General features: G+C 65.1%; 17 protein-coding genes. 2 read left to right on the forward strand and 15 right to left on the reverse strand.

Annotated elements, in window-relative coordinates; translation table 11 throughout:
* Window positions 1-121: 121 nt before the first annotated feature.
* From ABE093_RS09890 to ABE093_RS09920, 7 genes are all read right to left on the reverse strand, one after another.
* The gene (locus ABE093_RS09890; RefSeq protein WP_430760720.1) at window positions 122-3,505 is read right to left on the reverse strand and encodes a GH92 family glycosyl hydrolase; all 3,384 of its coding nucleotides are present in this window, start codon (window positions 3,503-3,505) and stop codon (window positions 122-124) included.
* Window positions 3,506-3,516: 11 nt separating this feature from the next.
* Complete coding sequence (locus tag ABE093_RS09895) at window positions 3,517-4,785, reverse strand: AGE family epimerase/isomerase (RefSeq protein WP_430760786.1); 1,269 nt, start codon at window positions 4,783-4,785, stop codon at window positions 3,517-3,519.
* A 25-nt stretch (window positions 4,786-4,810) separates the two neighbouring features.
* Window positions 4,811-7,462 carry a beta-mannosidase gene (locus ABE093_RS09900; protein WP_430760721.1) on the reverse strand — a complete coding sequence of 884 codons (2,652 nt, stop codon included), beginning with the start codon at window positions 7,460-7,462 and terminating at the stop codon, window positions 4,811-4,813.
* The gene (locus tag ABE093_RS09905) at window positions 7,462-8,982 is read right to left on the reverse strand and encodes a tryptophan halogenase family protein (protein ID WP_430760722.1); all 1,521 of its coding nucleotides are present in this window, start codon (window positions 8,980-8,982) and stop codon (window positions 7,462-7,464) included. Before ABE093_RS09905 ends, ABE093_RS09900 begins: the two co-directional genes overlap by 1 nt.
* A 100-nt stretch (window positions 8,983-9,082) precedes the next feature.
* Window positions 9,083-12,223 carry a TonB-dependent receptor gene (locus tag ABE093_RS09910; RefSeq protein WP_430760723.1) on the reverse strand — a complete coding sequence of 1,047 codons (3,141 nt, stop codon included), beginning with the start codon at window positions 12,221-12,223 and terminating at the stop codon, window positions 9,083-9,085.
* Between the two features lie 243 nt (window positions 12,224-12,466).
* A complete protein-coding gene (locus ABE093_RS09915) occupies window positions 12,467-13,435 on the reverse strand; it encodes a carbohydrate kinase family protein (protein ID WP_430760724.1) in 969 nt (322 codons plus the stop codon).
* Entirely contained in the window at window positions 13,432-14,469 is a 1,038-nt protein-coding gene (locus ABE093_RS09920; RefSeq protein WP_430760725.1) for a LacI family DNA-binding transcriptional regulator, read from the reverse strand. Before ABE093_RS09920 ends, ABE093_RS09915 begins: the two co-directional genes overlap by 4 nt.
* A gap of 80 nt (window positions 14,470-14,549) precedes the next feature.
* On the opposite strand from ABE093_RS09920, the gene ABE093_RS09925 reads away from it, so the two are divergent.
* On the forward strand, window positions 14,550-17,003 hold the full coding sequence (locus ABE093_RS09925) for a GH92 family glycosyl hydrolase (RefSeq protein WP_430760726.1): 2,454 nt from the start codon (window positions 14,550-14,552) through the stop codon (window positions 17,001-17,003).
* Window positions 17,004-17,014: 11 nt separating this feature from the next.
* Here the strand turns inward: ABE093_RS09925 and ABE093_RS09930 are convergent, their stop codons facing one another.
* Entirely contained in the window at window positions 17,015-19,333 is a 2,319-nt protein-coding gene (locus ABE093_RS09930; protein WP_430760727.1) for a family 20 glycosylhydrolase, read from the reverse strand.
* A 62-nt stretch (window positions 19,334-19,395) separates the two neighbouring features.
* Here ABE093_RS09930 and ABE093_RS09935 point away from each other — a divergent pair, with 62 nt between their 5' ends.
* Complete coding sequence (locus ABE093_RS09935) at window positions 19,396-20,160, forward strand: FadR/GntR family transcriptional regulator (RefSeq protein WP_430760728.1); 765 nt, start codon at window positions 19,396-19,398, stop codon at window positions 20,158-20,160.
* 21 nt (window positions 20,161-20,181) lie between these two features.
* On the opposite strand, the gene ABE093_RS09940 is transcribed toward ABE093_RS09935, so the two are convergent.
* From ABE093_RS09940 to ABE093_RS09970, 7 genes are read right to left on the reverse strand one after another with little or no spacing between them, the layout of a single operon-like run.
* Window positions 20,182-21,333, reverse strand: a complete 1,152-nt coding sequence (locus ABE093_RS09940) for an alpha-hydroxy acid oxidase (RefSeq protein ID WP_430760729.1) — start codon at window positions 21,331-21,333, stop codon at window positions 20,182-20,184.
* A gap of 12 nt (window positions 21,334-21,345) precedes the next feature.
* Window positions 21,346-22,578, reverse strand: a complete 1,233-nt coding sequence (gene fucP / locus ABE093_RS09945; RefSeq protein ID WP_430760730.1) for an L-fucose:H+ symporter permease — start codon at window positions 22,576-22,578, stop codon at window positions 21,346-21,348.
* Between the two features lie 21 nt (window positions 22,579-22,599).
* On the reverse strand, window positions 22,600-22,947 hold the full coding sequence (locus ABE093_RS09950; RefSeq protein ID WP_430760731.1) for an L-rhamnose mutarotase: 348 nt from the start codon (window positions 22,945-22,947) through the stop codon (window positions 22,600-22,602).
* A complete protein-coding gene (locus ABE093_RS09955; protein WP_430760732.1) occupies window positions 22,947-23,723 on the reverse strand; it encodes an SDR family oxidoreductase in 777 nt (258 codons plus the stop codon). The genes ABE093_RS09950 and ABE093_RS09955 overlap by 1 nt, the downstream gene beginning before the upstream one ends.
* An 18-nt stretch (window positions 23,724-23,741) precedes the next feature.
* The gene (locus tag ABE093_RS09960; protein WP_430760733.1) at window positions 23,742-24,584 is read right to left on the reverse strand and encodes an amidohydrolase family protein; all 843 of its coding nucleotides are present in this window, start codon (window positions 24,582-24,584) and stop codon (window positions 23,742-23,744) included.
* Between the two features lie 11 nt (window positions 24,585-24,595).
* Window positions 24,596-25,897, reverse strand: a complete 1,302-nt coding sequence (locus tag ABE093_RS09965) for an L-fuconate dehydratase (protein WP_430760734.1) — start codon at window positions 25,895-25,897, stop codon at window positions 24,596-24,598.
* Window positions 25,894-26,739, reverse strand: coding sequence for a fumarylacetoacetate hydrolase family protein (locus ABE093_RS09970; protein WP_430760735.1), 846 nt, complete (start codon window positions 26,737-26,739; stop codon window positions 25,894-25,896). Before ABE093_RS09970 ends, ABE093_RS09965 begins: the two co-directional genes overlap by 4 nt.
* Between the last annotated feature and the right edge of the window lie 4 nt (window positions 26,740-26,743).

Raw genomic sequence — 26,743 nt, forward strand, 5'->3', positions numbered from 1 at the left:
TCGCCGACCATTCCGCCGCATGGATGCGGCGGATGAGCCTACATGGACGTATTCACGGCGTGTCGGCGATATGGATAACCGCAGCAGACGCAAAGCCGGGCGATGCTTTTCCCGGCGCGCTTTATTTCGAACAAGCAACATCAAAGCGCCGCGCCTGCATCAACCCGACTTCGCCGAGATCGAACTGCGCACTGCCGTCGAAACGCAACCGCAGTTCCCGCCACGCCTGCGGATGCGTGATGCGGAACGGGCGCAACTGTCGCGACCACGGGAAGGTCTCTCCCGTGCGGTGGTCGATATCGTGCCAGGTGCCTGCATCGTTGCGACCCTGCAGTGTCCAACCGAGCGTGAGCGTATCCGCATGCTCACCGGTCGTCAGGGTGTAGAAATCGATTTTCTGTGGCTGATCGAAACGCAGGCGCACGTCGCGATTTTCGCCGGCAATCGCCGCGCCGATCATCGCATCACCATCGACCAGCGCTTTCGCGGAAGCGCCGTTCGCGAACGTTGAAGATGCCAGCTGCGACGCGAGGTCGCACAGCGGCTTGGGCGCCTGGCCGGCATTCGTCAGCGATGGCGCGAGATCGCGTTCGCCGCTGCCCCAGCGCGAGGGTTTCGGGCCCATGGTGAACTCCAGCGTGCCGCCGTTGGCGATCGCCGCGTGCGGCAACCATGCTTTCGTCCATGGCTTGCCGTTGACCTTCAACGACTGCACGTAGACGTTTTGCAGGCTGTTGCCGCGCGCGATCACGTGCAGGGTGCGGCCGTTGTCCATGGTGACGTCGACGCGATCGAACGCCGGCGAGCCGATCGCGTATTCCGGTGCCCCCATCCGCAACGGATACAGGCCGAGCATTGCGAACACGTACCACGCCGACATCTCGCCGTTGTCTTCGTCGCCGGGATAGCCCTGGCCGATCTCGCTGCCGAGATAGAGCCGGCGCTGGATCTCGCGCGTCAATGCCTGGGTCTTCCATGGCTGGCCAACGCTGTCGTACAACCAGGCGAGGTGATGCGAGGGCTGGTTGCTGTGTGCATACATCCCCAAGCGCACGTCGCGCGCTTCGGTCATCTCGTGGATCACTTCGCCGTAACTGCCGGAGAATTCCTTGCCCGCGGTTTCCGGCGTCGAGAACAGGGCATCGAGCTTTTTCGCCAAGCCGTCGCGGCCGCCATACAACGCGGCGAGGCCATGGCTGTCATAGACAGCGGGAAAAGCGTAGGTCCAGGCGTTGCCTTCGGTGTAGTCGCCGCCCCAGACGCGCGGATCGAATGCATTCGCCGGCTTCTGCCAGCCGCCATTGGCCTCGCGACCGCGGAAGAAACCCGTCGCCGGATCGAACAAATGCGCGTAGTCGAGCGCGCGACCACGGAAGTAGGCGGCTTCGTCGTTGTAACGGCGCGCTTCCCTGGGGTTGCGCGACGTCTTGGCCAGCGCTTCGGCCAGCTGGGCGATGCCGAAATCGTTGGGTCCGCCCTCCAGGCTCCACGACAATCCCTCGCCAACACCAGTATCGATGTATCCGCGATAGGGCGATGCCGCCATGCCCTTGCGACCGACGTTCGGCGCCGGCGCGATCGTGGTCGCATTGCGCAGCGCCGCGGCATAGGCCTCGCGCGGATCGAAGCCGCGCACGCCTTTCAACCAGGCGTCGGCGAAGGCGACGTCGGAACTGGTGCCCACCATCAGGTCGGCGTAACCGGGCGAGGACCAGCGTGCGACCCAGCCACCGTCGCGGTATTGCTGGAGGAAGCCATCGACCATCTCGCCGGCCTGCTTCGGCGCGATCAACGCATAGGCCGGCCAGGCGGTGCGGTAGGTATCCCAGAAGCCGTTGTTGACGTAGAGCTTGCCGGGCAGGATGCGCGCGGACGTGCGTTGCGCGTCGCCACCGGCATTGTCCTTGGCCCAGCTGCTCTGGTCGGCATGCATCCAGCGCGGCTGCGCACTGCTGCCGGTGTTCTCGTGCGCACTGTTGGGATAGAGGAACAGTCGGTAGAGGTTGGAATATGTCGTCGTGCGCTGGTCGTCGCTGGCGCCGGCGATGTGGACGCGACCGAGCACTGCATCCCATGCTGCCTGCCCGCGATCGCGAATGGCGTCGAACGTAGCGTTGCCGATTTCCAGTTCGAGGTTGTGTTTCGCCTGCTCGACCGAAATCAGCGAAGTCGCGATGCGCATGCGCACCTCGCGATCGGCGCCGACCGTGAAGTTGACGTAGCCGGTCGGGCGACCGGTCTTGATCGTGCCGCTGCCCTGCCATGGCTGGTCGAAGCGCGCATAGACATACATCCGCCCGGCACCGTTGGACAGGCCGCTGCGGGTATCGGTGTAACCGCTCAATGTTTGCGTCGCGGAATCCAGCGTCAATCCGCCGCGAGCGTCGACGTTGTCGAACAGCAGCGTGCTGCCGCTTTTGCCGTCGTTGGCCGGGAAACGGAAACGGAACAGTGCGGCATGATCGGTGGGGGCGATCTCGGCGGCGATGCCGTTGTCGAAGTGCACGCCGTAGAGATAGGGGCGCGCGATTTCGTCGTCGTGACGGAACGACAATGCACGCTTCTTGCGATCGGCTTCCGGTTCGCCCGTCGCCAGCGACGGCATCACCTGGAAGGTCTGGCGATCGCCCATCCACGGACTCGGCTCATGGCTCAGTGCCAACGCCTGCAGGCGCGGATGGTTGTCGCCGTCGTTGCCTTCGTTCCAGCGATACAGCCAGCCGAGCGTTCCGGCATCGGTCACCGGCGTCCAGAAGTTGAAGCCGTGCGGCAGCGCGGTCGCGGGGAAATTGTTGCCGCGCGAGAAGGTGCCGTTCGACTGGGTGCCACGCGTGGTGAGCACGTCGTCGGAAGGGCGGGTACTGACGACGCGTGGCGACGAGGTGATCGCGATGTCGTCGATCCAGCCTTGCGCCGTTGCGCCGCCCACCGGCTGCAGTTCCAGTTCGATCGCGTGGATGCGGTGGCCGCGCAACGAAGCGATATCTCCCACGCGCACCTGTTTGCGCGCCCACTGTTGCGGGTACAGCGTTTTCGATGCGGCTTGTCCTGCCGCAGTGATGCCGGCGCCGTGCTGGTCGCGGGCATCGAGTTGCGACAGGCGACGACCATCGTCGAACACCAGGTCGATGCCGATGCCGGTGGAGGCGACGGTATCGCCATCGACGATGCCACCAGTGATTTCAGGAAGCACCAGCCACGACAACGCGGTGTCGGCGTCAACCGGGATGTCGACCGCGAACAAGCGTGTGCGGCCACCGGCACCCCGGCCTTGGTAGCGCAATGCATGCAGCCCGCTGTAGCCGGCCTTGGCCTTGGCGTTGTAAGGCGCCTCCGGTCCGTTGCCGATGGCGAGCGCGATGCCGCCATCGGTCTTGAGCAGCGGCTGCGGATCATTCGATTCGAACGAACTCGCGAATGCCGGCGCCGGGCGCGATTGCGCGCCGGCATGGGCGGCGAGCGCGGCGAGGATGAAGACGGAAAGTGTTCGTGCGCGCATCGCCATGTCGTTCTTCCTTATCCGTGCGCGCGCAGCACCGACAACACGTCGTGGCAGGCGCCCATGGTGTGGTAATCGGTCTTGCCGGCCGGACTCTTCTCGTCGCTGTACTTGCGGTTCTCGCGATCGAGGATGCGATACCAGGCGCCGTAGCGATGGTCGATCATGTGCTGCCAGGCGTACTGCCAGAGCTTGGCGTACCAATCCCAGTAACGCGCGTCGCCGGTTACGGCAGCGAGGCGCGCCGCGGTGGCGATCGATTCCGCCTGCACCCAGAAGTATTTGTCCTCGTCGCAGACGAAGGTTTCGCCATCGGCGAGCAAGCGACCTTCGACGCCGGGCGCGCGCAGTTTGTCCGGCGCGAAGCCGTAGACCATGCCGCCGAATTCATCGTCCCAGGATTTGCGAATCGCTTCGTCGAACAGGAAGCGCGCCTTGGGAACCAGCCATTCCGGCGCAGCGCCATGTTTCGACAGGTGCGCGTGCAGGATCATCAGCAGCTTGGCCCATTCGGTTTGGTGGCCGGGCTGGAATCCCCACGGCTTGAACAGGTGCTTGGGATCGTCGCGATGGAAATCCCAGTCGACGTTCCAATCCTTGTCGTAGTGCTCCCACACCAGGCCATCGGCCTTGTCGGCCTGGCGGCGCGTCATGTGGTCGGCGAGCAGCAACGCGCGATCGAGATAGCGTTGTTCGCCGCTGGCCTCGTATGCCGCCAGCATCGCCTCGCACATGTGCATGTTGGCGTTCTGGCCGCGATAGTCGGAGAACGTCCAGTCGCGGGTCGCCTCGTCGCGATAGAGGCCGGGGCCTGCTTCCCAATACCGTTGTTCCAGCAGATCCCAGACATCACCCATCCACGCCCGTGCTTCCTCCACGCCGGCCTTCAGGCCGCAGCTGTAGGCCAGCAGCACGAACGCCGCGCCGTAGCATTGCTGGCTCAGATCTTCCGGTTTGCCGTCGCGAATCGTCCAGGCGTAACCGCCGCTCTGTGGATCGAAATGCACATCGCGCAGGTAGCGCAGGCCGTGGCGGACAGCGTCGAGATATTGCTGGCGCAACGCCGCATCCTCGCGGAACTCGTTGGCCGCCATCGCGTAATTGAAGACGAAGCGCGTGCTGCTGACCAGGTGGCGATGGCTGCGGTCGTAGATCGTGCCGTCGTCCATGTAGTAATGGAAGAAGCCGCCATCGGGATCGATGCAATGCGGATGGTAGAAGGCCATCGTCTGGCGGATGTGCGCGCGCAGAGCCTCCGGATCGCGGAAGTCGGGCAGGGGCGGAATGGCGTGTTCGGACATGTTCATGGCATCAATTCGAGGAAGGCGTTGAGGAAAGCGCGTCGGCGAGGCTGCGGATGTGGAGGGCGGCCTGCAACTGTTTGGGCGAGGCATTGCCGCGGACCCGCAGCGTGACCGTTTCGCCCGGCAACAGGGTGAATGCGTTGTCGGAAGGCGTGGCGTCGAGATCGCCGAAATCGAGCCAGATGCTGCGGGCGAGACGGGTGGCGGTCAGGCGCAGCGTCTTGCCATCGCGCGACCACTCGCGGTGCAGGCCGGGATCGGGCCAGGCGATGTCTTTCGCATGCGCGAAATACACCAGGCCGCGGGAGGCCGGTTCACCAGCGACGGCAAGATCGAAGGTGGCGACTGTCCGTTTCGCATCGATACCGCGCAGCAGCTGCGCATCGTCCAGCGTCAGTCCTGCCGAAGCACTTAGCGGCGGCAACGTCACGTTCGTGGTCTCGTCACGCAGCAGTTTGCCGTCGAGATCGAACAGGCGCGTCCGCAACTGGCCCTGGCGCTGCGTGGTGCGATCCGACAGCAGGGTCACCGTGGTGCGTCCGTTCTGGCGCAACGCGGCCACCGCCACTGGCGCATAGAAACGGCGAGCGGCGTAGTTCAGCGGCTTCCAGCGGCCGAACCAGTCGATGCTCGACCACGACGCCCCCGGCCAGACATCGTTGAGCTGCCAGTACAGCGACCCCATCGTCACCGGACGGCTGGCGCGGTGGTGCAGCGCCGCCAGCGAAATGCCGTCCATCTGCATCACCTGGCTCAGGTAGACGAAATCGGAGAAATCGCGCGGTATACCGTATTCCATGGTGATGTAGTGCATCAGGCGTTCGTTGCCCTTGCCGGCCATGAACTTCTGGTGCGCGGTCACCACCGGACTGTCGATGGCCAACGCCTGCTTGCCGGCGAAGGCGCGGATCGTGCGCATCTGCGGCCACGCCTGCAGGCCGTACTCGGACATGAAGCGCGGCGTGATCTCCAGATACTTTTCATAGGGGTGGGCCGGGCCGCCCCAGACTTCCCAGTAATGGCGATCGCCGGAGTCGTTGATGTCGGCCTTGCCGGCGAGATCGTCGGCGCTCGGGCTGCTTGGCCAGTAGGCGATGCCGCCGCTTTCCTGTTGCACCACGTCGCGCAGATCGCGATCGAACAGTTGCTGCCAGCCGTCCCAGACCTTCTTCGCGAATGCCGGATCGGCGGCAGTCAGCTCCTTGCCGTGGCCCCAGTATTTCCAGGCGATCTCTTCCTCGTTGTTGCCGCACCACAGGACGATGCTGGGGTGGTTGCGCAGGCGTTGCAGCTGGTCGTGCGCTTCGGCGACCACATTCGCCCGGAAGGCGGGATCGTAGGCCGGCTGCATGCCACCACCGAACATGAAGTCCTGCCACACCATCAACCCGAGTTCGTCGGCGGCATCGAAGAAGGCGTCGCGTTCGTAGTAGCCGCCACCCCAGCTGCGCAACATGTTCATGTTGGCGTCGCGTGCCGATTGCAGGATGCGACGGATCTGCGCATCGCTGGGCCGCGGCGCGAACATGTCGAAGGGAATCGAGTTCGCGCCCTTGGCGAACACCGGGATGCCGTTGACCACGAATTCGAAACTGCGGCCGGAGGCGTCCTTCTCGCGACGCAATTCGACGTTGCGCAATCCCGTGCGGCGAGCGAAACGATCGCTCACATGACCGTCCGCCAGCACTTCCGCTTCGAAACGATACAGCGGCTGGGCGCCATAGCCGTTCGGATACCAGCGCTGCGGGCGGTCGATGCGCACCGGAATGTCGACGGTCGTCATTGCCGTGGCATCGACCTCGCGATCGCCAGCCGCGGAACGCTTGCCATCCGGCGCGATCTGCCACAGGCGCACGCGATAGTGCGCGGATGCTGCGGGATCGATGCGCACGCGCGCGGTGAGGTCGGCACGTTCGCCGTCGACGTGGTCCTGGCGGATCTGCAGGTCGTCGATGCGCGCCCCGTTCCAGCTCTGAAGCGTCACCGGCTGCCAGATGCCGGAGGTGACGTAGCGCGGACCCCAGTCCCAACCGTAGTGGTAGCCGGGCTTGCGCACGAAGTTCGCGGTCATCGCGTCCTTCGGTTCATCGCCATAGGGCGAGGTGTAATTGCCGGCGATCTTGTGCGGCATCGCCTGCACCTGCGGCAGCAGGGTGGCGATCGGCGAATGGAAGACGACGCGCAATTCGTTGCCGCGCGCCTTCAGGCGGCCATGCACCGGCACGCGCCAGGTGCGGAAACTGTTGTCGGCGGAAAGGATGCGTTCGCCGTTGAGCCAGACATCGGCAAGGGTATCGAGACCCGCGAAGACCAGGTCGTTGCGGCGCGCGCGCAAGGCCGCGGCATCGACATCGAAGCTGCGGCGATATTCCCAGCCGGCCAGTCCGATCCACTGCAATCCCGCTTCGGGTGCACCGGCATAGGGATCGGGAATCTGGTGGTTGGCGAGGAGATCGGTATGCACCGTCCCCGGCACCGTCGCGCGCCGCCATGTCGTCATCGCGCGATGGTCGGCGGCCTGCTTGTCGTCGGGTTGCAGGCGGAACGACCAGGCACCGTCGAGCGGCTGGATCGATACGCCGTTCGCCGCATCCTTCGCGTGCGCGGAAAGGGACAACGTCGTCGTGAGCGCCAACCCGAGCCAATTGCGCAGTGTCATCACGGCATCGCCTTGCAGTAGTGATCGATGAAGACCTGGTGGTCGGGCATCGCGTTGACGGCGCGCGCGACGTCCTGGCGCGTGCGATCGACGAATTGTTCCAGCCGGTCGGCGGGCAACGTATCCACGATCGGATGATAGCCACGCGGGACGATGCGCTGGCCCAGCATCACCTGCACCCAGCTCGGCAACGCGAAGAAATCCTCGGCGTTGCGGAAATAGCGGCCATCGAGGCGGAACAGGTCGATCGTTTCCCGCAGCGGATCCGGAATCGCCATCGTCCGGCAGTGGTTCCAGAACGGCGTGTCGTCGCGTTCGGTGGCGTTGTAGTGGAGGACGAGGAAATCGCGGACGCGCTCGTGTTCGAACGCCGATTCGCGATTGAAGCGGTCGCGCAGCAGCGGATCGCAGTCGCGATCGGGGAACAGGCCGAGCAGGCGCTGGACGCCCGACTGCGCCAGGTAGATCGCGGTGGATTCCAGCGGCTCCATGAAACCGCCGGCCAGGCCGACGGCGACCACGTTCCTGTTCCAGAACTGCTTGCGGCGACCGGGTGTGAAGCGCAACGGGCGCGGGTCGGCCAGCGCGGGGCCATCGAGGTGCGCGAGCAGGGTCGCGGCGGCTTCGTCGTCGCTGATGTGGTTGCTGGAATAGACGTAGCCGTTGCCGACGCGCGACTGTGTCGGGATTCGCCATTGCCAGCCCGCCGGGCGCGCGCTCACGCGCGTGTACGGCGTCAATGGTCCGGCGCTTGCGCTGGGCGCGACCATCGCGCGATCGCAGGGCAGCCACCGGGTCCAGGCTTCGTAACCGGTCTTGAGTGTCTGCTCGATCAGCAGGCCGCGGAAGCCCGAGCAATCGATGAACAACTCGCCTTCGATGCGCTCGCCATTTTCCATGACGATCGCTTCGATGAACCCGTCTTCGCCGCGCTGGACGACATCAACGACCTTGCCTTCGGTGCGTTGCACGCCACGGCGCTCCGCCAGGCCACGCAGGTAGCGCGCATAGAGACCGGCGTCGAACTGATAGCCGTAGGCGATGTCCGCCAACGACGAACCCGATGATGCATCGGGCGGGCTGATTGCGAACTTGTCGAGCGGCGCGGCGACCGTCGGCAGCGAATATGCGCCGATCTCCGGTGCGCGCCCGGCAAGGAACAGTTTCAACCAGTATTGATGGAAGGGCAGCGGCCCCAGCGAACGGCCGATGGTGCCGAAGCCGTGGACGTAGCTGTCGCCGATGCGCGCCCAGTCGTTGAACTGGATGCCGAGTTTGAACGTCCCTTCGGTCTCGCGGATGAAGTCGGCTTCATCGATGCCCAGCATCTGGGTGTTGAAGGTCTTCATGAAGGGAACGGTGGATTCGCCGACGCCGACGATGCCGATCTCCTCGGATTCGACCAGGCGCACCGACACCGACTTGTCGAGATAGGTGACCAGCGCCGCGGCCGCCATCCAGCCCGCGCTGCCACCACCGACGACGACGACCTTCCTGATCCGGTTGTCGCTGGTCGTCATCGTGCATTCCTTGATAAAGAAAAGCCGGCAGCCCGGGGAGGCAGGCTGCCGGCACCGGAGTGCCCCGCATCGCCGTGGGCGACGCGGGGCGGGGAGGACTTCAGAACTTGTACGTCACGCCAAGATACATCTGGCGGCCGGAATAGTTGTTGGAGTAGAAGCGATCCTTGGTGTCGTTGCCGAGGTGGGCGCGCTGCTCCGACTTGGTCGCGTTCAACACCGAGCCGGTCAAGGTCAGCTGGTCGGTGAAGTTGTAGCCGAGGTTGAGGTCGAGCTGGTCATACGGTTCGGAATAGACGCTGAGGCCGTTGACGATGTCTCCCACCAGTTCGCCGCGGCGGTTGTAGGACGCGCGCGCCAAGAACTTCTTGGTTTCATAGAACACGGTGAAGTTGGCCTGGTTCTTGGCGCTGCCAGGCAGCGGCGAACTGCCGACCTGCACGCCATTGAGCGTGATCGCGGCGTAGTTGGTCTTGTTGTAGGTGTAATTGGCCTGGAAGCCGAGGCCGAAATCGAAGGTGTACTGGGCGTACAGTTCGGCGCCCTGCGAAGTGCCGTTGCGACCGTTGGCCTGGGTGCTGTACTGCTGCACCAGGACCGACTGACCACCAACATTCATCTGCTGGTTGAGCGTCACCGGAACCACGAAGTTCTTGGCGTCCTTGCGGAACAGGCCCAAGCCCACCACCGAGCCCGGATGGAAGTACCACTCGAGGCCGAGGTCGTACTGGGTTGCCTGGAACGGTTCCAGGTCCTTGTTGCTGCCCGATCCGTACCAGCCGGGGTTGACGGTGCCGCCGGCAACGCGGCGGTCGGCGGCGTATTCGGGGCTGTAGTAGCTGAGATTGCCCGGATAGGCAATGTCGGTATACGCCGGACGCGAAATCACCTTGGACGCTGCGCCACGCAGCACCACGTTCTTGGCGAGGTCGTAGGCGATGTTGAAGCTCGGCAGGATGTCGTTATAGGTCTTGTCCAGCGATGCGTAGGCGAACGTCTTCGATCGCGCGAGGTTGTCGGGCAACCGCACGAAGCCGCTTTCGCAGGTGTAGCCATTGCCGCTGCCCAGCAGCGCGGCCGCTCCGGCGTCGGTGCAGGACATCGGGGTGCCGGCGGTGTTGTTCGCGAAGTAGTCGTTGAACTTCTCGATCGAGTCGGTCGACTCCGCATGCTGCTTGGTACGCACGACGCGAAGGCCGATGTTGCCGCGCAGGCGTTCGGTCTTGAAGTTGAGCTGGAAGTAACCAGCCATCGCCTTCTCGCCGACGTTGTAGATGAAGTCGGGCTCGATGCGCGTCTGCATCGGACCGTAGTGGTTGTTCAGATAGTTGATGTAGCCCGGGAAATTGATCCCCGGGAAGACGTTGGCATTGAAGCCGCCGGCGATGTTGCCGAGTGGCTGGTCGAGGAAGAAATAGGGTTGGGCCACGCCGGCATTCGGATCGCAACCGGCCTGGTAGCGGTTGTTGTAATTGGACGGATCCGTGCCCTGGCATGCCCAGTAGTTGTTGCCGGTATTGCGATGGACCTTGCTGTCGGTGAATTTCGCGCCGAACTGGATCGAGTCCACCCAGCCCTTGTCGAACAGCTTGCTGAAATCGGCCTGGAAGTAGTTCTGCTTGACGCTGGTCTGGACCCACGAGGAATCGGTCGAGCCGGTGTCGACTTCGGCGATGCCGTTCATCAGGTTCTGCTGCAGGTTGGGCGAGAACGTCATCGACGGCGTGCCGGTCAGGTCCCAAGCGCTGCTGGTATTGCCAGCCTGCCACACGCCATTGACCAGGCGACGCGGCTTGGCCGACATGCGGAAGTTCATCGACGGGCCACCCGACGACCAGGTGCGGCCACCCTTGAAGCTCGCGCTGAACAGCGGGCTGATCTTCCATTCGGCGCCGAGGTCCGCCGTTTGCGATGTCGTCTTTTCGACGCTGTAGCCGCCGGTGAGTTGCGGTGTCGGGATGGTGCAGTCGTCCGGACCCCAGCCGCCCGGGCTCTTGCCTGCCGCGGCAGCCTGGGCCTCGTTGCAGTAGTAAGCCTTGCCAGGGTGCATCGAGTATTGGGCGCCGGTGACGATGCTGCCGCTGGGATCGAAGTTCAGGTGATCGAGCATGCGACCGCCCGGCCAGTTGCCGTCACCCGAATAGCGAGCGAGGTTCCATTCCGGGATCTTCAGCATGTTGAGGCTGTAGTCGCCCTTTAACTGGAAGCGGAAATAGTTGGCCGTCAGCGTCAGGTTGTCGATCGGGCGGAACTGGAAGGTGAACTGGCCGCCGGTGCGTTCGCGATGCTCGTTGCGGACGGCGAAATCGACCGAGGTCGGCATGAAGAAATTGGAGTGGTAACCGCCGTTCTGGTCGTAGAAGCCGGATTCGCCCCACCAGTAGTGGATCTGGTCGTCCACCGATTTGGTGAAGGGATGGCCATTGACGTCAGTGGCCGGATGGTTGGTGTAATCGTCGCCGTACCACTGCCAATCCTCGGTGCTGACTTCCATGCTGCGATTGGTGCGCTTCTGCTTGGTCGCACCGATCAGCACGCCGAAGCGGTTGTCCTTGCTGTGCCAGGAGTACATCGCCGACGCCTGGGTATCGACGCGTTCGTTGGCCCGGGTATCGGACATGGTGCCTTCCAGCGAGACATAGCCCGAGTTCGGCTTCAGGTCGAGCGGCTTGCGCGTGTGCAGGATCACCGTGCCGCCGATTCCGCCTTCATCAAGGCGGGCTTCCGGCGTCTTGAACAGTTCCGCGCTGGACAGCATGTTCGCCGGCATCAGCGTGTAGTTGAACGAGCGCGTCGCTTCGCTGTTGGTTTCGGAGGAGGCGATGAAGTTGCCGTTCAATTCGGTCAGGGTGAGACCCGGCTGCAGGCCGCGCACGCTCACCGACTTGCCTTCGCCACCACTGCGATTGATCACCACGCCGGGCACGCGCTGCAGTGCATCGGCGACGTTCTTGTCCGGGAACTTGCTGACGTCTTCCGCCGTGATCACCTCGACGATCGCGTTGGCATCGCGCTTCTGGTCGAGGCTCTTCTCGATCGAATAGCGGAAGCCGGTGACCGTGACCTTGTCGAGTTCCCCGGCTTTCTTCTGTTCCGCCTGCGCGCTGGTTGCGGCGCTGTCGGCGGGGGCGGTCGCCTGTTGGGCGAAGGCGATGGCCGGCGACATCGTGGCGGCGGCGAGGACGACGGCGATTGCGGCGGACAGCGGGTTCCGGTGCTGCGGGCGGGTGGACAGTTTCATTCCGTTCTCTCTGCTGGGATTGGATCGGCGACGAGCGCGGGGAGGATATGGATCGATCCAAATCGTGGGGGAACCGCTTCGACTGTTCTGGATTGCCACAGCCGCCCCGCCGTCAGACTTCAGACCCTTCCCTGCAGCCGTGAGCGATCGATTTAGATCGATCTAATGTCACGGCAACGGATTAATAACACGGGTACGAGGCGGATGCATGCTGCCCCGCAACACTTCCCGCATTCAGAAAAATCAGCCGGCGGCGAGCAGGGCCAGGGCTTCCTCATGCGTCGGCAGCGACGCGAACGAACCATGGCGGGTCACCGCGAATGCACCACAGGCGGCGGCATAACGCAGCGCGCGCTGCAGCGTTTCGGTATCGGCGAGGAACGCATCGAAGCGCGTGGTGTCGATGTCGTCGCGCTGCAACCCGCACAGCAATCCGCCGATGAAGGCGTCGCCGGCGGCCGTGGTGTCGATCGCGGTCACCGTCTGCGTCGGCAACACGCCATTCGCGTTGCGGGTATGCCAGCGGATCGGTTCGCCGCCGTCGGTGACGAGGACAAGGCGTGCATCGCGCAGCAGGCGTTCGATCACGGCATCCGCGGATGCCGTGCCTTGCTGCAGGAATTCCAGTTCCTCGCGCGCGAGCTTGACCATGTCGGCCAGTGCCAATGCCTGCCACAGGCGTTCGATCACCGGCTTGCCTTCCGGCCACAGCGCCGGCCGCAGGTTGACGTCGATGCTGGTGAGCGCGCCTGCGGCGCGCGCGCGCTGCAGGCCGGACAAGGTGGTCTCGGCGATTTGCGCATCGGTCATGCTGTTGCTGCAGACATGGAAGATGCCGAGATCGCGGAAGCAGGCGTCGTCGAAGTCGTTTTGCGCGAACAACAGGTCGGCCGCGGGCGGGCGATAGAAGCTGAAACTACGTTCGCCGCGGGCATCGAGCGAGACGAATGCAAGTGCGGTATTGGCGTGGTCGGTGCGACGTACATAACGCGTGCCGACGCCGGATTCGTGCAGGCTGTCGAGCAGGAAGTCGCCGAACATGTCGCGGCCGAGCATGCCGACGAATTCGCAGCTGCCGCCGAGGCGCGCGATCGCGACCGCGGCATTGGCTGGCGCACCGCCGGCGAATTGACGGAACACGCGGCCTTGTCCGCCTTCGGGTGCGGCGAGGAAATCGATCAGGGCTTCGCCGAAACAGACGATGGTGCTCAAGGGATGGATCCTGGTTGTGGACTGCTGGTGCGTTCGATCAGCCGCACCGGCACGATGTTGGGGGGCGATACGGGCGTCGCGTGTTCGACGCGGCGCAAGACCATGTCGGCGGCTTGGCGGCCGCGCGCGCGGGGATCGGCAACGAGCGTGGTAAGCGCCGGCATGCTCATCGCCGCTTCGGGGATGTCGTCGAACCCGGTGACGGCGAAATCGAAGCCGGGTCGCAGGCCGTGATGGGCGAGGCCGAGCATCAGGCCGAGCGCGACGGCATCGTTGTAGCAGACCGCGGCGGTCGGCTTGGCATTGCCGGAAAACAGCGCTTCGCTGCGCGCGCAGGCATCGACGCGGGTCGGCGCCGATTCGATCATCCATTCGTTGCGCACGCGCAAGCCGGCTTTTTTCAGGGCATCGCGATAGCCTTCGCGACGTTCCTGGCACGAACTGGAGTTGGCATGGCCACCGAAGAAGGCGATGTCGCGATGGCCGCGTTCGATCAGGTGCGCGGTTGCCTGCATGGCGCCGCCGCGGTTGTCGAGGCCGAGGAAATCGTGGTCGAAACCGTTGTCGTCGTGGTCGAGCATGCGGTTGAACACCACCACCGGGGTATTGCCGACCACGCGGGCGACGTCGCGGGCATCGGTGTTTTCCGCCGGCGACAGGATGATCGCGGCGGGGTGGTGCTCCATCAGCGAATTGAGCACTTGCAGCTGGCGCTGCGGGGATTCGTTGCTGCAGCCAAGCAGGGTGACGTAACCCTTGCCGCCCAATGCCTCATCGACGCCGGTCGCGAATTCGGCGAAGAACGGGTTGGAGAGATCGTTGATAACCAGGGCGATGCTGTTGGACACGCGACGGCGCAGGTTGGCGGCCGCGCGGTTGTAGACGTAGCCCTGGCGCTTCATTTCCTCTTCGACGCGCTGGCGGGTGTCGCGATGCACCAGCGGGCTGCCGCGCAGCACCAGCGACACGGTGGCACGGGAAACGCCACAAGCACGGGCGATGTCTTCGACGGTGACGCGTTGCCGGGCACTCATGACGGGATCGGGCTTTTAAATCGATTCAAATCGAGCATATCATCCCGGACGACCCGTGTTCGTACAGTCCCGAGGCCCGCATGCCCAACCTGTCCCGACTGCATTTCCCCTCCCGTCCGCTGGCAACGTTCGTTGCCGCCCTGGTGTTGACGCTTCCGGCAAGCATGACCGCTGCGACACAGTCGCGCACGTCGCTCGCCGCGACCGTGAACACCTTGATCGGAACCCAGGACGAGGGCAATACCTTCCCCGGCGCATCGGCGCCGTTCGGGATGATCCAGGCCAGCCCGATCGGCTCGCATTACGCCGGCTGGCGCTACGGCGACGAAAAAATCCTCGGCATCGGGCACTCCTTCCTGTCCGGTGCAGGCTGCTGGGAGCAGGGCGGCCAGGTGTCGGTGCTGCCGGTGACCGGCAGCATCGCGCCGGGCGGCAGCTTCGACACCAAGACCAGCAAGGCCTTCGACCAGAAAACCTACGGCGCGCGCTACACGCTGGAAGGCGGCGCCCACGAGGCCGGTTACTTCAAGGCGCGTTTGACCGATTACGGCGGCATCGATGTCGAGACCACAGCGATGCCGCGTGCCTCCGCCGAGCGCTATACCTGGGCCGCGAACGTCGATACCGGCCACGTGCTGGTCAACGTTTCGCAGGCGAATGCCAAGCATCGTGTGATTGGCAGCGAAGTGCGCGTGGTCGGCGATCATGCGGTGGAAGGCAAGATCACCACCGTGAGTTTCTGCGGCGGACACCAGTATTCGACCTGGTTCCGCATCGAATTCGATCGTCCGTTCACCGCCTTCGGCGTCTGGGGCCAGGCCGGCGGCACGCCGGGCGCGCGCTACAGCATGGAGAGCGAATACGAACCGTTGAACGGCGCCTGGCTGAGCTTCGGATTGAAGGGCGGGCGCAGCGTCACCGCGACCACCGCGATCTCGCACGTCGACATCGAGGGCGCGCGCAACAACCTGCGCGCCGAAGGCATGCAGGGCGGCAAGCTGATCGGCTTCGACGCGATGCGCGCTTCGGTGCAGCGCGACTGGGAGAAGGAACTGGCGAAGGTGAAGATCGATGGCGGCTCCGCCGACGATCGCAGCGTGTTCTACACCGCGCTCTACCACACCTTCCTGCAGCCGATGACCGGCAACGATGCCGATGGTCGCTATCGCGGCTATGACGACAAGATCCATCGCGCCGATGGCTGGACCTACTACGAGTACTTCTCGCTGTGGGACACCTATCGCGCGCAGAACCAGTTGCTGGCCCTGCTGCAACCGCAGCGTGCGCGTGACATCGGACGCACGCTGATCGCGATCGATGCGCAAAACGGTTGGCTGCCAAAGTGGGGCTATGCGGATTTCGACACCAACACCATGACCGGTGATCCGGTGACGCCCTTCCTCGTCGACCTGTGGCGCTACGGCGCGCTGAAGGGCATGGAAAACGAAGCGTGGACGGCGCTGCGCAAGAACGCTTGGGGAGTGCCGCCGCTGAGCTCGCGCAGCGAAGGCCGCGCCGGCAACGTCAACTATCTCGCGCATGGCTTCGTGATGTTCGATCGCACCTTCCCGGCCAAGGGCATGGATGTCGATCCCGGCAACGGGGGTTCGGCCACGTTCGAATACGCCGCCGCCGATTGTTCTCTTGCGCAGATGGCGCAGGCGCTGGGGCATGGCGATGACGCCAAGGCGCTGCAGTCGCGCGCCGGCAACTGGCGCAACCTGTGGGATGCGAAATTGAGCGAACCGGAGTCTGCGTTCGTCGGCTTCCCGCGCCCGAAGCTGGAAGGTGGCGACTGGTTCACGCCGCCGAGTGGCCAGTACAGCCCGCGCTCGCATTACGGATTCCATGAAGGCACGGCATGGCAGTACCAGTGGATGGTGCCGCAGGACGTGCCCGCGCTGGCGGCGGCGATGGGTGGTCGCGAACAGATGGGCAAGCGCCTCGATGCCTTCTTCGCCTGGGACGCCATCGGCGCCGATCCGCAGGCCGCGCGCAAGACCTGGGTCGGTGGCGCCTACGACTACTACGGCCAGTACCGCTTCAATCCCAACAACGAACCGACCATGCTGGTGCCGAGCCTGTACAGCCTGATCGGCCAGCCATGGAAGACCGCCGGCGTGTTGCGCGCGGCGCAGACGTTGTTCACCAACGCGCCGAATGGCGTGACCGGCAACGACGACCTCGGCACCATGTCGGCCTGGTATCTGTTCAGCACGCTCGGCTTCTCGCCATTGATGTCGGGCACCGGCGAAATGCTGCTGCTGCCGCCGCGCTATCCGCGCATCACCCTCGATCTCGGTGAAGGCCGCATGTTGCGCGTCGAAGCGCCGACGGCCAAACCGGGCGCGGCGAGTGCCGTGTCGTCCGTGAAGTTCGATGGCAAGCCGGTGAGCAACGTCTGGCTGGACGTCGACGCGCTGCGTCGCGGCGGCACGCTGCAATACACGCTGAGCGACACGCCAGATCCGAATGGCTGGGGCACCCGGGTGCAGGATGCGCCGGCACCGGCGTGTCCGGCCACGACGCATTGATGCACTGAGGCTCAATGACGCAGCCAAGCCGGCGGGATGACCGCCGGCGTTTGCCCGGCGCGACCCAGTTTCAGTTGCAGCAGGCGATCGCCGCCGCCCTGGAAATAGCGCAGGTCGAAGCGATGCACGCCGCGCGCCAGGGCGACATCGGCGCTGGTGTCGCCCGGTGATTGCAGGCCGTCGCGGTCGACTACCAGCTTGCCGTCGATGTAGAGTTGCGCGCCGTCGTCGGATCCGAGCACGAAGCGATAGACATCGTCGGCGGGAACGACCAGGTCGCCCTGGTAGCGCAATCCGAATTGCTCCGCGCGCGCGTCTGTCGGAATCTCGATGACATTGGCGATGTCGCTGCGCAGCGGCGTGGCGGACAGCAACGGCGTGGTGCGTTCCATCGCCAGCTCGAAATACGCGCGCTGCAGTCCGGGAGACAGGGACGCCGCATCGATGGCCTGCGCCGGCATCAGTTCGGTGCGGACGATGCTGCTGCGACGCACGGGCCCGAGGCGACCATCGGCGAGCAGCAGGCGCGCGCCGACTTGCGTTGGCGTGGTGGTGGGGGACAGCGTCAATGGCTGGGAATACACCGGCGAGCGCGCATCCGGGATGCTGCCGTCGGTGGTATAGACGATGCGCGCGCCGGGAATCGCCGGCGCCTTCAGCGCGAGCGTCGTCTGCGCATCCAGCGTGGCGACCGGGCCATCGAGGCCCTCGACGTCGGGAATGCGGTAATTCACGTTCAGTCGATCGAGCTGCGCCAGTTGCGGACCGAGGCGGCGATTGAAATCGGTCCAGTCGCGGGCGTCGCGCGGCGACCACACCGCTTCGCTCATGGCCAGCAGGCGCGGCCACAACATGTATTGCAAGTTCGCGTCGCTGGAAATGTGCTCGGTCCACAGGTTGGCCTGGCCGCCGAGGATGTGCGTGGCTTCCGTGGGCGTCAGCTCCCTGGGCACCGGCTCGAAGCGATAGACCTGCTTCAGCGGCAGGCTGCCCGGGCAGTAGGGTTCATCGCCGCCGTGCGCCTGGCAGTAATCGAAATACGAATATCCGGTCGGCGACATGATCACGTCCTGGCCGCGTTGCGCCGCGCGGATGCCGCCGCTTTCGCCACGCCAGGACATCACGATCGCGCTGCGCGAGGGATCGCCATCGAGGATTTCGTCCCAGCCGATGATGCGGCGACCGTGCGATTCCACGAAATTCTCGACACGGCGCAGGAACCAGCCCTGCACCGCATGTTCGTCCTTCAGGCCTTCGCGGCGGATGATGTCCTGCACCAGCGCGCTCTGCTTCCAGCGCGTGGTCGGCGCTTCGTCGCCACCGAGGTGGATTTCGCGCGCGGGGAAGATCGCCATCACTTCGCTCAACACGTTCTTGAGGAAGTCGAAGGTCTGTTCGCTCGGGCACAGGATGTCGTCGGCCACGCCCCAGGTCGTGCGCACTTCGAACGGGCCCGGCGTGCAGGCAAGTTGGGGGTATGCGGTGATCGCCGCGACCATGTGGCCGGGCATGTCGATTTCCGGAATCACCTGGATGTGGCGCGCCCTGGCATAGGCGACGATTTCGCGCGCCTGCGCCTGGGTGTAGAAGCCGCCGTAGCGGATGCCGTCGCCGACGAATGTCTTCTGCTCGCGGTTGTAGCCGACAGTCTCCTTGCGCCAGCCGCCGATGCTGGTCAGTTCGGGATAACGTTTGATCTCGAGACGCCAGCCCTGGTCGTCGGTGATGTGCCAGTGCAAGGTGTTGAACTTGTAGCGCGCCATCAGGTCGATCAGCTGGTGGATGCTGGCGACCGATTGCATGTGGCGCGCCGAGTCGAGCATCACGCCGCGGTAGCCGAAGCGCGGCTGGTCGTTGATGCGGATGGCGGCGATGCCCTGCTTCGCGTCGCTGTCAGGCGGGGCCAGTTGTCGCAGTGTCTGCAGTCCGTAGAACAGGCCGGCATCGCCGGATGCACGCAGCGCGATGCCGTCGCGTGCGACGTCGAGCGCATAGCCCTCGGGGTTGCTGTCGTCCTGCGCGCGCGTGATGCGAACATCGGCATGCGCACGTGTGCCGACAACGACGACAGGACGGTGCCAGGCTTGGCGCAACGTGTCGCCGGCCAGTTTCAGCAGGGCGGCGCGGTCCGGTGTGGTGCCGGAGAAAGCGATGCGCAGCGTGCCCTTGGGCACGAAGCGGCCTTCCTGCACTGCGACCGCGGCGGGCAGCGGCACCAGCGCGGGCACGCCCGTGGTGTCGCTGGCGTGCAGCGTGGCGGCGGGAAGCAGCAGTGCGAACGTGCAGGCGACAAGACGCGACAACGACGATGCGCGATAGGTGGATTTCATGGGGTGGACATCCCGTGATGGTGGCAATGCGTGGGGGAAGGAGGCTGGCCTATACTGGCCAGATGCCGGTCAAGAGCATCCAGAATCGCCGCCTCTATCAGCAGATCGCCGATCAGTTGCGCGGCATGATCGATCGCGGCGAATACCCGCCGGGCAGTTACCTGCCGCCGGAACGCGAGTTGTCGCAGCAGTTCGGCGTGAGCCGCACGTCCTTGCGCGAGGCCTTGATCGCACTCGAGGTGATCGGGCGCGTGCGGGTACGCGTGGGCGATGGCGTGCAGGTGCTGGACGTCAAGCCTGCGGCCGCCAACGGCGGCGCCGGCGTGATCGAACAGGCGGCGCATGCGCGGCCGTGGGAACTGGATCCCGAACTGTCGGTGGAGCCGGATTTCGGCGCCGAAGTGCCGCCGTTCTCGTTGCTGCAGGCGCGACGCCTGGTCGAGCCGGAAGCCGCCGCGCTGGCCGCGGAAAACGCCAGTGAAGAGGAATTGGTCGGCATTCGCGAGGCCTATCAGCAGAACATCAGCGACAACATGGCGGGTTCGACCACGCACCCCGGCGACCGCCTGTTGCACGTGCGCATCGCCGACGCCAGCGGAAATCCCGCCTATGCCTTGCTGATCCGCCACCTGCTCGGTCACAAGTACGGCTCCATGTTCCAGCATCTGCAGCGGCTGTATTCCACCAAGGACATGCCGCACCGCTCTGAGCACGAGCACCGCCTGATCGTCGAGGCGATCAGCGCCCGCGATGCGGCCGCCGCGCGCAAGGCGATGCGGGCGCATCTCGATTCGGTGATCCGGATCTTCTCGCGGCTCAAGACCTGATTCCCGGACGCATCGCCGCCTTCATGCCGGCGGATTCCACAACGACTGGCGGTCGATGTCGCGCACGTCGCGGGTGCCGGTCAGCGCCATGCTCACGTCGAGTTCCTTGCGGATGAGTTCCAGCGCGGTGGTGACGCCGCGTTCGCCCATCGCGCCCAGCCCGTAGAGAAACGCCTTCCCGATCAGCGTCGCGTGTGCGCCCATCGCCAGTGCTTTCAGCACGTCTTGGCCGCTGCGCACGCCACTGTCCAGCCACAGTTCGCTGCGCCCGCCAATGGCGTCGACGATTCGCGGCAGCACCTCGAGCGATGAAGGCGCGCCATCCAGCTGGCGACCGCCGTGGTTCGACACCACCACGGCATCGGCGCCGGCGTCGACGGCATGGCGCGCGTCCTCGGGATCGAGGATGCCCTTGACGATCAACTTGCCCGGCCACAACGAACGCACCCATTCGACGTCCTTCCAGCTCAGCGTCGGATCGAACTGGCTGCCGATCCATTGCGACAGCGTGGTCAGGCCCTTGCCGCCGCCGGGAATGAAGCCGGCGAGATTGCCGAAATTGCGCCGTGGCGTCGCCAGCATGCCGAAGGCCCAGCGCGGTTTCGTCATCACGTCGATCGCGTTGGCAAGCGTGAGCTTGGGCGGAACGGTGAGTCCGTTCTTGATGTCGCGATGACGCTGGCCCTGGATCTGCAGATCGGCGGTGAGCATCAGCGCCGAGCATTGCGCAGCCTTGGCGCGCTCGATCAACGACGCGGCGAAACCGCGATCGCGCATCACGTACAGCTGGAACCAGAAGGGGTGGTTTGTCGCCGCGCGGATGTCCTCGATCGAGCAGATCGACACCGTGCTGAGGGTGAATGGCACGCCGAACTTCTGCGCGGCGCGCGCGGCGTGGATCTCGCCGTCGGGGTGGAGGATGCCGGTCAGCCCGGTCGGCGCGATCGCGACCGGCATCGTCACGGCCTGGCCGATCATGGTGGTTGCGGTCGATCGCTGGTCGACGTCGATCATCACCCGCTGGCGCAGTTTCAATGCATCGAAGGCGGCGCGGTTGGAACGCAGGGTCGCTTCGTCATAGCTGCCGCAATCGACGTAGTCGAAGATCGCGCGCGGGGCGCGGCGCTTCGCCAGCAGGCGCAGGTCCTCGTTGCAGGTGATCGGGGCAGCCATCGTCCGTGTCCCTCAGGCACGCGATGCCGCGACGCGGCCGTACCACGCCACGACCACGAAACAGGCGACGGGAACGAGGTAGGCGATGTGGGTGCCGGAGCGATCGGCGATCCAGCCCATGATGGGCGGCGCGATCGCGCCGCCGACCACCGCCATCACGATGAAGGAAGCGCCGCGCTTGGTTTGCGCGCCCAGGCCTTCGACGCCGAGCGCGAAGATGGTCGGGAACATGATCGACATGAAGAACGAGATCGCCACCAGCGCCGCGACCGACAGCCAGCCGAAACCGGCGACTACCGCCAGTGCGAGCGCGATGCTGATCAATGCATACCAGGTCAGCAGTCGCACCGGTCCGAATTTGCCCATCACCGCGGTGCCGGCGAAACGACCGGCCACGAAGCACAGCATCGGCATCGACAACAGGAAGGCACCGGCCTGCGAACTCACGCCGACCTGTTCGGTGACGTAGTTGATGAAGTAGGCGTTGACCCCGACCTGCGCCGCGACGTAGAAGAACTGCGCGATCACCGCGCCGCTGAAATGGCGGTTCGACCACAGCGAGCCGTCGTGGCCGGTGCTGCCGGAAGCGTCGGCTTCGCGGACGTCGGGCATGGGCGTGCGTGCGATCAGCACGCCGAGCGCGACGACCACCGCGGCGATCACCACATATGTTCCCTGCACGCCGGAGAAGCCGGCTTGCGCGGCCTGTCCGCTGCTGCCCTTGAAGAACAGTGCTCCGCCAATCAGCGGGCCGATGAACGAAGCGAGGCCATTGAACGATTGCGCGAAGTTGAGCCGGCGCGCGCCGTTGGCGGGATCGCCGAGCACGGTGACATAGGGATTGGCGGCGGTTTCCAGGCAGGCCGCGCCGCAGGCGATCACGAACAGCGCGAACAGGAAGACGTTGAAATCGAGCAGCGCGGTCGCGGGGATGAACAGCAATGCGCCGGTCGCGAACAGCAGCAGCCCGAACAGGATGCCGAACTTGTAGCCACGCCGCTGCATCAACCATGCCGCCGGCAAGGCCATCAGGAAATAGGCGCCGAAGTAGGCCATCTGCAGCAGGCCGGAGCGTGCGCGGCTGATGTGCAACGATTCCTGGAAATGCTTGTTGAGGACGTCGAGCAATCCGTAGGACAGGCCCCACAGGAAGAACAGGCTGGTCACCAGCACGAAGGCGAGGCGGACATTGCTGCCGGAAGCGGCGGGGAGTGCGGCATTGTCACGGGTCGGTGCAGTCTGCATGGCGGAATCCCCGGCGTACGCTCAGTCGGAAGTGGTGTCGGAAAGACGGAAGATCGACGGCATCGGCGTCCATTTGCTGCCGGCCGGCGTCCATGGCGTCGCCTTCTGGAAAGTCCACATGAGGGTTTCCCAGGCGATCAGGCGCGGATCGTCGCGCTCGGCGGCGGACATCGCCGCGGCGTCGAAGCGGGCATCGTCGGTGTCCATCACCATCACCAGGCGCGTGCCGAGCCGGAAGATTTCCAGTTCGGTGACGCCGTGGTCGCGCAGATGCGCGAGCACTTCCGGCCACACGTCGCGGTGATGGCGTTCGTATTCCGCGATCAGCGCAGGATCGTCCTGGAGATCGAGGGCGAGGCAATGGCGCATCAGGTCAGCGCCCGGTCGAGATGGGTATAGCCGCCGTCGACGAACATCCATTGCCCGGTGATGTGCGAGGCGCGCGTGGACAGCAGGAACAGCACCAGGTCGGCGACCTCATCGGCGCGGGTCATGCGCTTGCCCAGCGGAACATGGCGGGTGATGTTGGCGAGTTTGGCCTCGGGATCGTCGAATTCGGCCAGCCAGCTGCGGTAGAGCGGCGTCATCACTTCGGCCGGGATCACCGCGTTGACGCGCACGCCGTCGTCGAGCAGCGACGCCGCCCATTCGCGCGTCAGTGACAGTTGCGCGCCCTTGGCGGCGCAGTACCCGCTGGTGCCGCCCTGGCCGGTCACCGCGGTCTTGGACGAGATGTTGACGATGCTGCCGTGCGAGGCCTTCAAGGCATCCACGCACAGGTGCGCCATCACGTAGTAATGGATGAGGTTGTTCTCGAGCGACCGCACGAAGGCGGCGCGGCCGGCATCGAGTCCGACGTTGTCGTTGACGCCGGCATTGTTGACGAGGCCGTGCAGTTCGCCGAATTCGGCCAGCGTCGAGGACACCGCGTGCGCGCAGGCATCGGCGTTGGCGAGATCGAGCTGGTGGAAGCGGAACGACGGCTGCAATTGCCGCAGCGCGATCGAGAAATCGTCCGCCAGCGGACTGTGGCCGAAGATGACCGGGATCGCGCCCTCGTGCGCCAGCGCCAGGGTGATGGCAGCACCAATACCGGAACCGCCACCGGTCACGATCACCACCTTGCGCTGCAATTCGAGATCCATTGCCGTTTTGCTCCGTACTCAGGCCGTGAAACCATAGCAGCGCGCCGCGCTGCCGCCCCACAATTGCGCTTGCTCGTTCGCGGACAGGCGTCCGGCCCAATCGCGCACGATCGCGGCGACCTCCGCGTAGTCGGCGCGCAACTCGCACACCGGCCAGTCGGAACCGAACATCAGTCGTTCCGCACCGAACGCTTCCAGCACCACGTCGAGGTGGCGGTGGATCGCGTCGGCATCGATCGCGGGCGTCGCCAGCTCGGTCACCAGTCCGGACAATTTGCACAGCACATGCGGCAATGCGCCGAGCGCAGCAATGGCCTTGCGCCAGTCGGGATCTATCGTCGCGTCGATCACCGGCTTGCCGAGATGATCCAGGACCAGCCAGTGGCGATCATGACGGGCGCAGAACGGGACAGCCGCCGCCAGTTGTGCCGATCCGCGGACCAGCACGTCGTAAACCAGACGGCGCCGCTGGATGTCATCGATGCCGGCATTGAAGCGCGGGTCGGCAAGCGTCGCGACGACATCGGGATCGTCCTGCAACAGATGGCGCACGCCGCGGAATTCCGGATGCGCGCACCAATGATCGAGGCGCGCGCTGGCATCAGCGGCAAACAGGTCGATCCAGCCGACCACCGCGACGATCCATGGATGCGCAGCCGCGAGTTCGAGCAGGAAGGCGTTTTCCGCTTCATCGGCGCGGGCTTGCACGGCGATGCAGCCATCGATGTGCGCTGCATCCAGTTCGGGCTTGAGGTCCTGCGGCAGGCGATCGCGCTTCAACGCCGGCATGTCGTCGCCGATCCACGGATAGGCCTCCGCGGCATAGCGCCAGAAATGCTGATGGGCGTCGATCCGCATCATCGTGTCGGGGCTCAGGCGACCTGGGCGACGGGAGGATGACGATACCCGCGCAGCGTCTGCGGCAGCATCGTGATCGAGAAGCCCGGTGCGCTCGGCGGCATGTAGGAGGCATCGCGAATCACGCAGGGATCGACGAAATGCTCGTGCAGATGGTCAACGTATTCGACCACGCGATCTTCGCGGGTGCCGGCGATGCAGACGAAATCGATCATCGCCAGATGCTGCACGTATTCGCAGAGGCCGACGCCACCGGCGTGCGGGCATACCGGCAGGCCGTACTTCGCCGCCAGCAGCAGGATCGCCAGCACTTCGTTGACGCCACCGACGCGGCAGGCATCGATCTGCACCACATCAACCGCGCCACCGGCGATGAACTGCTTCCACATGATGCGGTTCTGGCACATCTCGCCGGTCGCGACCTTGATCGGGGCGACGCCGGCGCGGATCGCGCGATGGCCGGCGATGTCGTCGGGGCTGGTCGGCTCCTCGATGAACCACGGCGATGCGAATGCGAGCTGCCGCACCCAGTCGATCGCCTGGTCGACTTCCCAGATCTGGTTGGCGTCGATCATCAATTTGCGCTGCGGGCCGATCACCTCGCGGGCGATGCGCACGCGGCGGATGTCGTCGTCGAGGTCGCGCCCGACCTTGAGCTTGACGTGGTCGAAGCCAGCATCGATCGCCTGCTGGCACAGGCGACGCAGCTTGTCGTCGGAATAACCAAGCCAGCCGGCCGACGTGGTGTAGCAGGGATAGCCTTCGCGTTCGAGGATGGCGATGCGTTCGGCCTTGCCGCCGGCGCGTTCGCGCAGCAGCACCAACGCCTCGTCGGGCGTGATCGCGTCGGTGAGGTAGCGGAAATCGACGCAGCGCACCAGTTCTTCCGGCGTCATCTCGGCGACCAGTCGCCACACCGGCTTGTTTTCCGACTTCGCCCACAGGTCCCATACCGCGTTGACCACCGCGCCGATCGCCAGATGCATCGCACCCTTGTCGGGCCCGATCCAGCGCAGCTGACTGTCGCCGGTGACGTGGCGCCAGAAACGGCCCATGTCCGCGGCGATCCAGTCGAGGTCGAGTCCGACCACCAGGTGGCGCAGGGCTTCGATCGCCGCGCAGCACACTTCATTGCCGCGCCCGATGGTGAAGGTGAGGCCGTGGCCTTCCAGTCCGTCGCGCGACGTTTCCAGGATCACGTAGGCAGCGGAATAGTCGGGATCGGGATTCATCGCGTCCGATCCGTCGAGGTGTTGCGAGGTCGGGAAGCGCAAGTCCTCGACGCGCATTCCCGTGATCCGCACGCTTGCACTCATGCCTGCACCACCTGTTGCCGCTGTTGGCCAAGTCCGTCGATGCCCAGTCGCATCGTCTGTCCCGCACGCAGGTACACCGGCTGCGGTTTCTGCCCGAGGCCGACGCCCGGCGGCGTGCCGGTGGAAATCACGTCGCCCGGTTGCAGGCTCATGAAACGGCTGAGATAGCTGATCAGGAACGGGATGCGGAAGATCATCGTGCGGGTATTGCCATCCTGGTAGCGATGGCCGTCGACTTCCAGCCACAGGCCCAGCGCGTGCGGATCGAGGATTTCGTCGGCGGTCACCAGCCACGGACCGATCGGCCCGAAGGTGTCGCAGCCCTTGCCCTTGTCCCAGGTGCCGGTGCCTTCGAGCTGGAATTCGCGTTCGGACACGTCGTTGATCACGCAGTAGCCGGCGACATGCGTCATCGCATCGGCTTCGGCGATGTAACGGCCGCCGCGCCCGATCACCACGCCGAGCTCCACTTCCCAATCGGTCTTGCGCGAGCCGCGCGGGATCTCGATCTCGTCGTCCGGACCGCAGACCGCGCTGGTCCATTTGTTGAAGATCACCGGTTCCTTCGGCGGTTCCACCCCGGTTTCGGCGGCATGGTCGGCGTAGTTGAGGCCGATGCAGACGAACTTGCCGATCTTGCCGACGCAGGCACCGATGCGCGGTCCGCCGGTCACTGGCGGCAGCGTTTCCGGATCAAGCGTGCGCAGGCGCTGCAAGCCTTCCGGCGTCAGCGTGTCGCCGGCAATGTCGTCGACGATTCCCGAGAGATCACGGAGGCGTCCCTCGCGATCGAGCATTCCGGGTTTTTCCCGGCCCTTGTCGCCGTAGCGCAGCAATTTCATTTCA

Origin of the sequence: Solilutibacter silvestris, assembly GCF_050574925.1 — a bacterium.
Classification (GTDB): Bacteria; Pseudomonadota; Gammaproteobacteria; order Xanthomonadales; family Xanthomonadaceae; genus Solilutibacter; species Solilutibacter silvestris_A.

Excerpts from the sequence above, each read along its gene's own strand:
- ABE093_RS09950 (WP_430760731.1), bottom strand. The coding sequence starts at position 22,947 with ATGCGCCATTGCCTCGCCCTCGATCTCCAGGACGATCCTGCGCTGATC.
- ABE093_RS09925 (WP_430760726.1), top strand. The coding sequence starts at position 14,550 with ATGCCCAACCTGTCCCGACTGCATTTCCCCTCCCGTCCGCTGGCAACG.
- ABE093_RS09905 (WP_430760722.1), bottom strand. The coding sequence starts at position 8,982 with ATGACGACCAGCGACAACCGGATCAGGAAGGTCGTCGTCGTCGGTGGT.
- ABE093_RS09935 (WP_430760728.1), top strand. The coding sequence starts at position 19,396 with ATGCCGGTCAAGAGCATCCAGAATCGCCGCCTCTATCAGCAGATCGCC.
- fucP (WP_430760730.1), bottom strand. The coding sequence starts at position 22,578 with ATGCAGACTGCACCGACCCGTGACAATGCCGCACTCCCCGCCGCTTCC.
- ABE093_RS09890 (WP_430760720.1), bottom strand. The coding sequence starts at position 3,505 with ATGGCGATGCGCGCACGAACACTTTCCGTCTTCATCCTCGCCGCGCTC.
- ABE093_RS09930 (WP_430760727.1), bottom strand. The coding sequence starts at position 19,333 with ATGAAATCCACCTATCGCGCATCGTCGTTGTCGCGTCTTGTCGCCTGC.
- ABE093_RS09920 (WP_430760725.1), bottom strand. The coding sequence starts at position 14,469 with ATGAGTGCCCGGCAACGCGTCACCGTCGAAGACATCGCCCGTGCTTGT.
- ABE093_RS09900 (WP_430760721.1), bottom strand. The coding sequence starts at position 7,462 with ATGACACTGCGCAATTGGCTCGGGTTGGCGCTCACGACGACGTTGTCC.
- ABE093_RS09970 (WP_430760735.1), bottom strand. The coding sequence starts at position 26,739 with ATGAAATTGCTGCGCTACGGCGACAAGGGCCGGGAAAAACCCGGAATG.
- ABE093_RS09940 (WP_430760729.1), bottom strand. The coding sequence starts at position 21,333 with ATGGCTGCCCCGATCACCTGCAACGAGGACCTGCGCCTGCTGGCGAAG.
- ABE093_RS09960 (WP_430760733.1), bottom strand. The coding sequence starts at position 24,584 with ATGATGCGGATCGACGCCCATCAGCATTTCTGGCGCTATGCCGCGGAG.
- ABE093_RS09955 (WP_430760732.1), bottom strand. The coding sequence starts at position 23,723 with ATGGATCTCGAATTGCAGCGCAAGGTGGTGATCGTGACCGGTGGCGGT.
- ABE093_RS09965 (WP_430760734.1), bottom strand. The coding sequence starts at position 25,897 with ATGAGTGCAAGCGTGCGGATCACGGGAATGCGCGTCGAGGACTTGCGC.
- ABE093_RS09910 (WP_430760723.1), bottom strand. The coding sequence starts at position 12,223 with ATGAAACTGTCCACCCGCCCGCAGCACCGGAACCCGCTGTCCGCCGCA.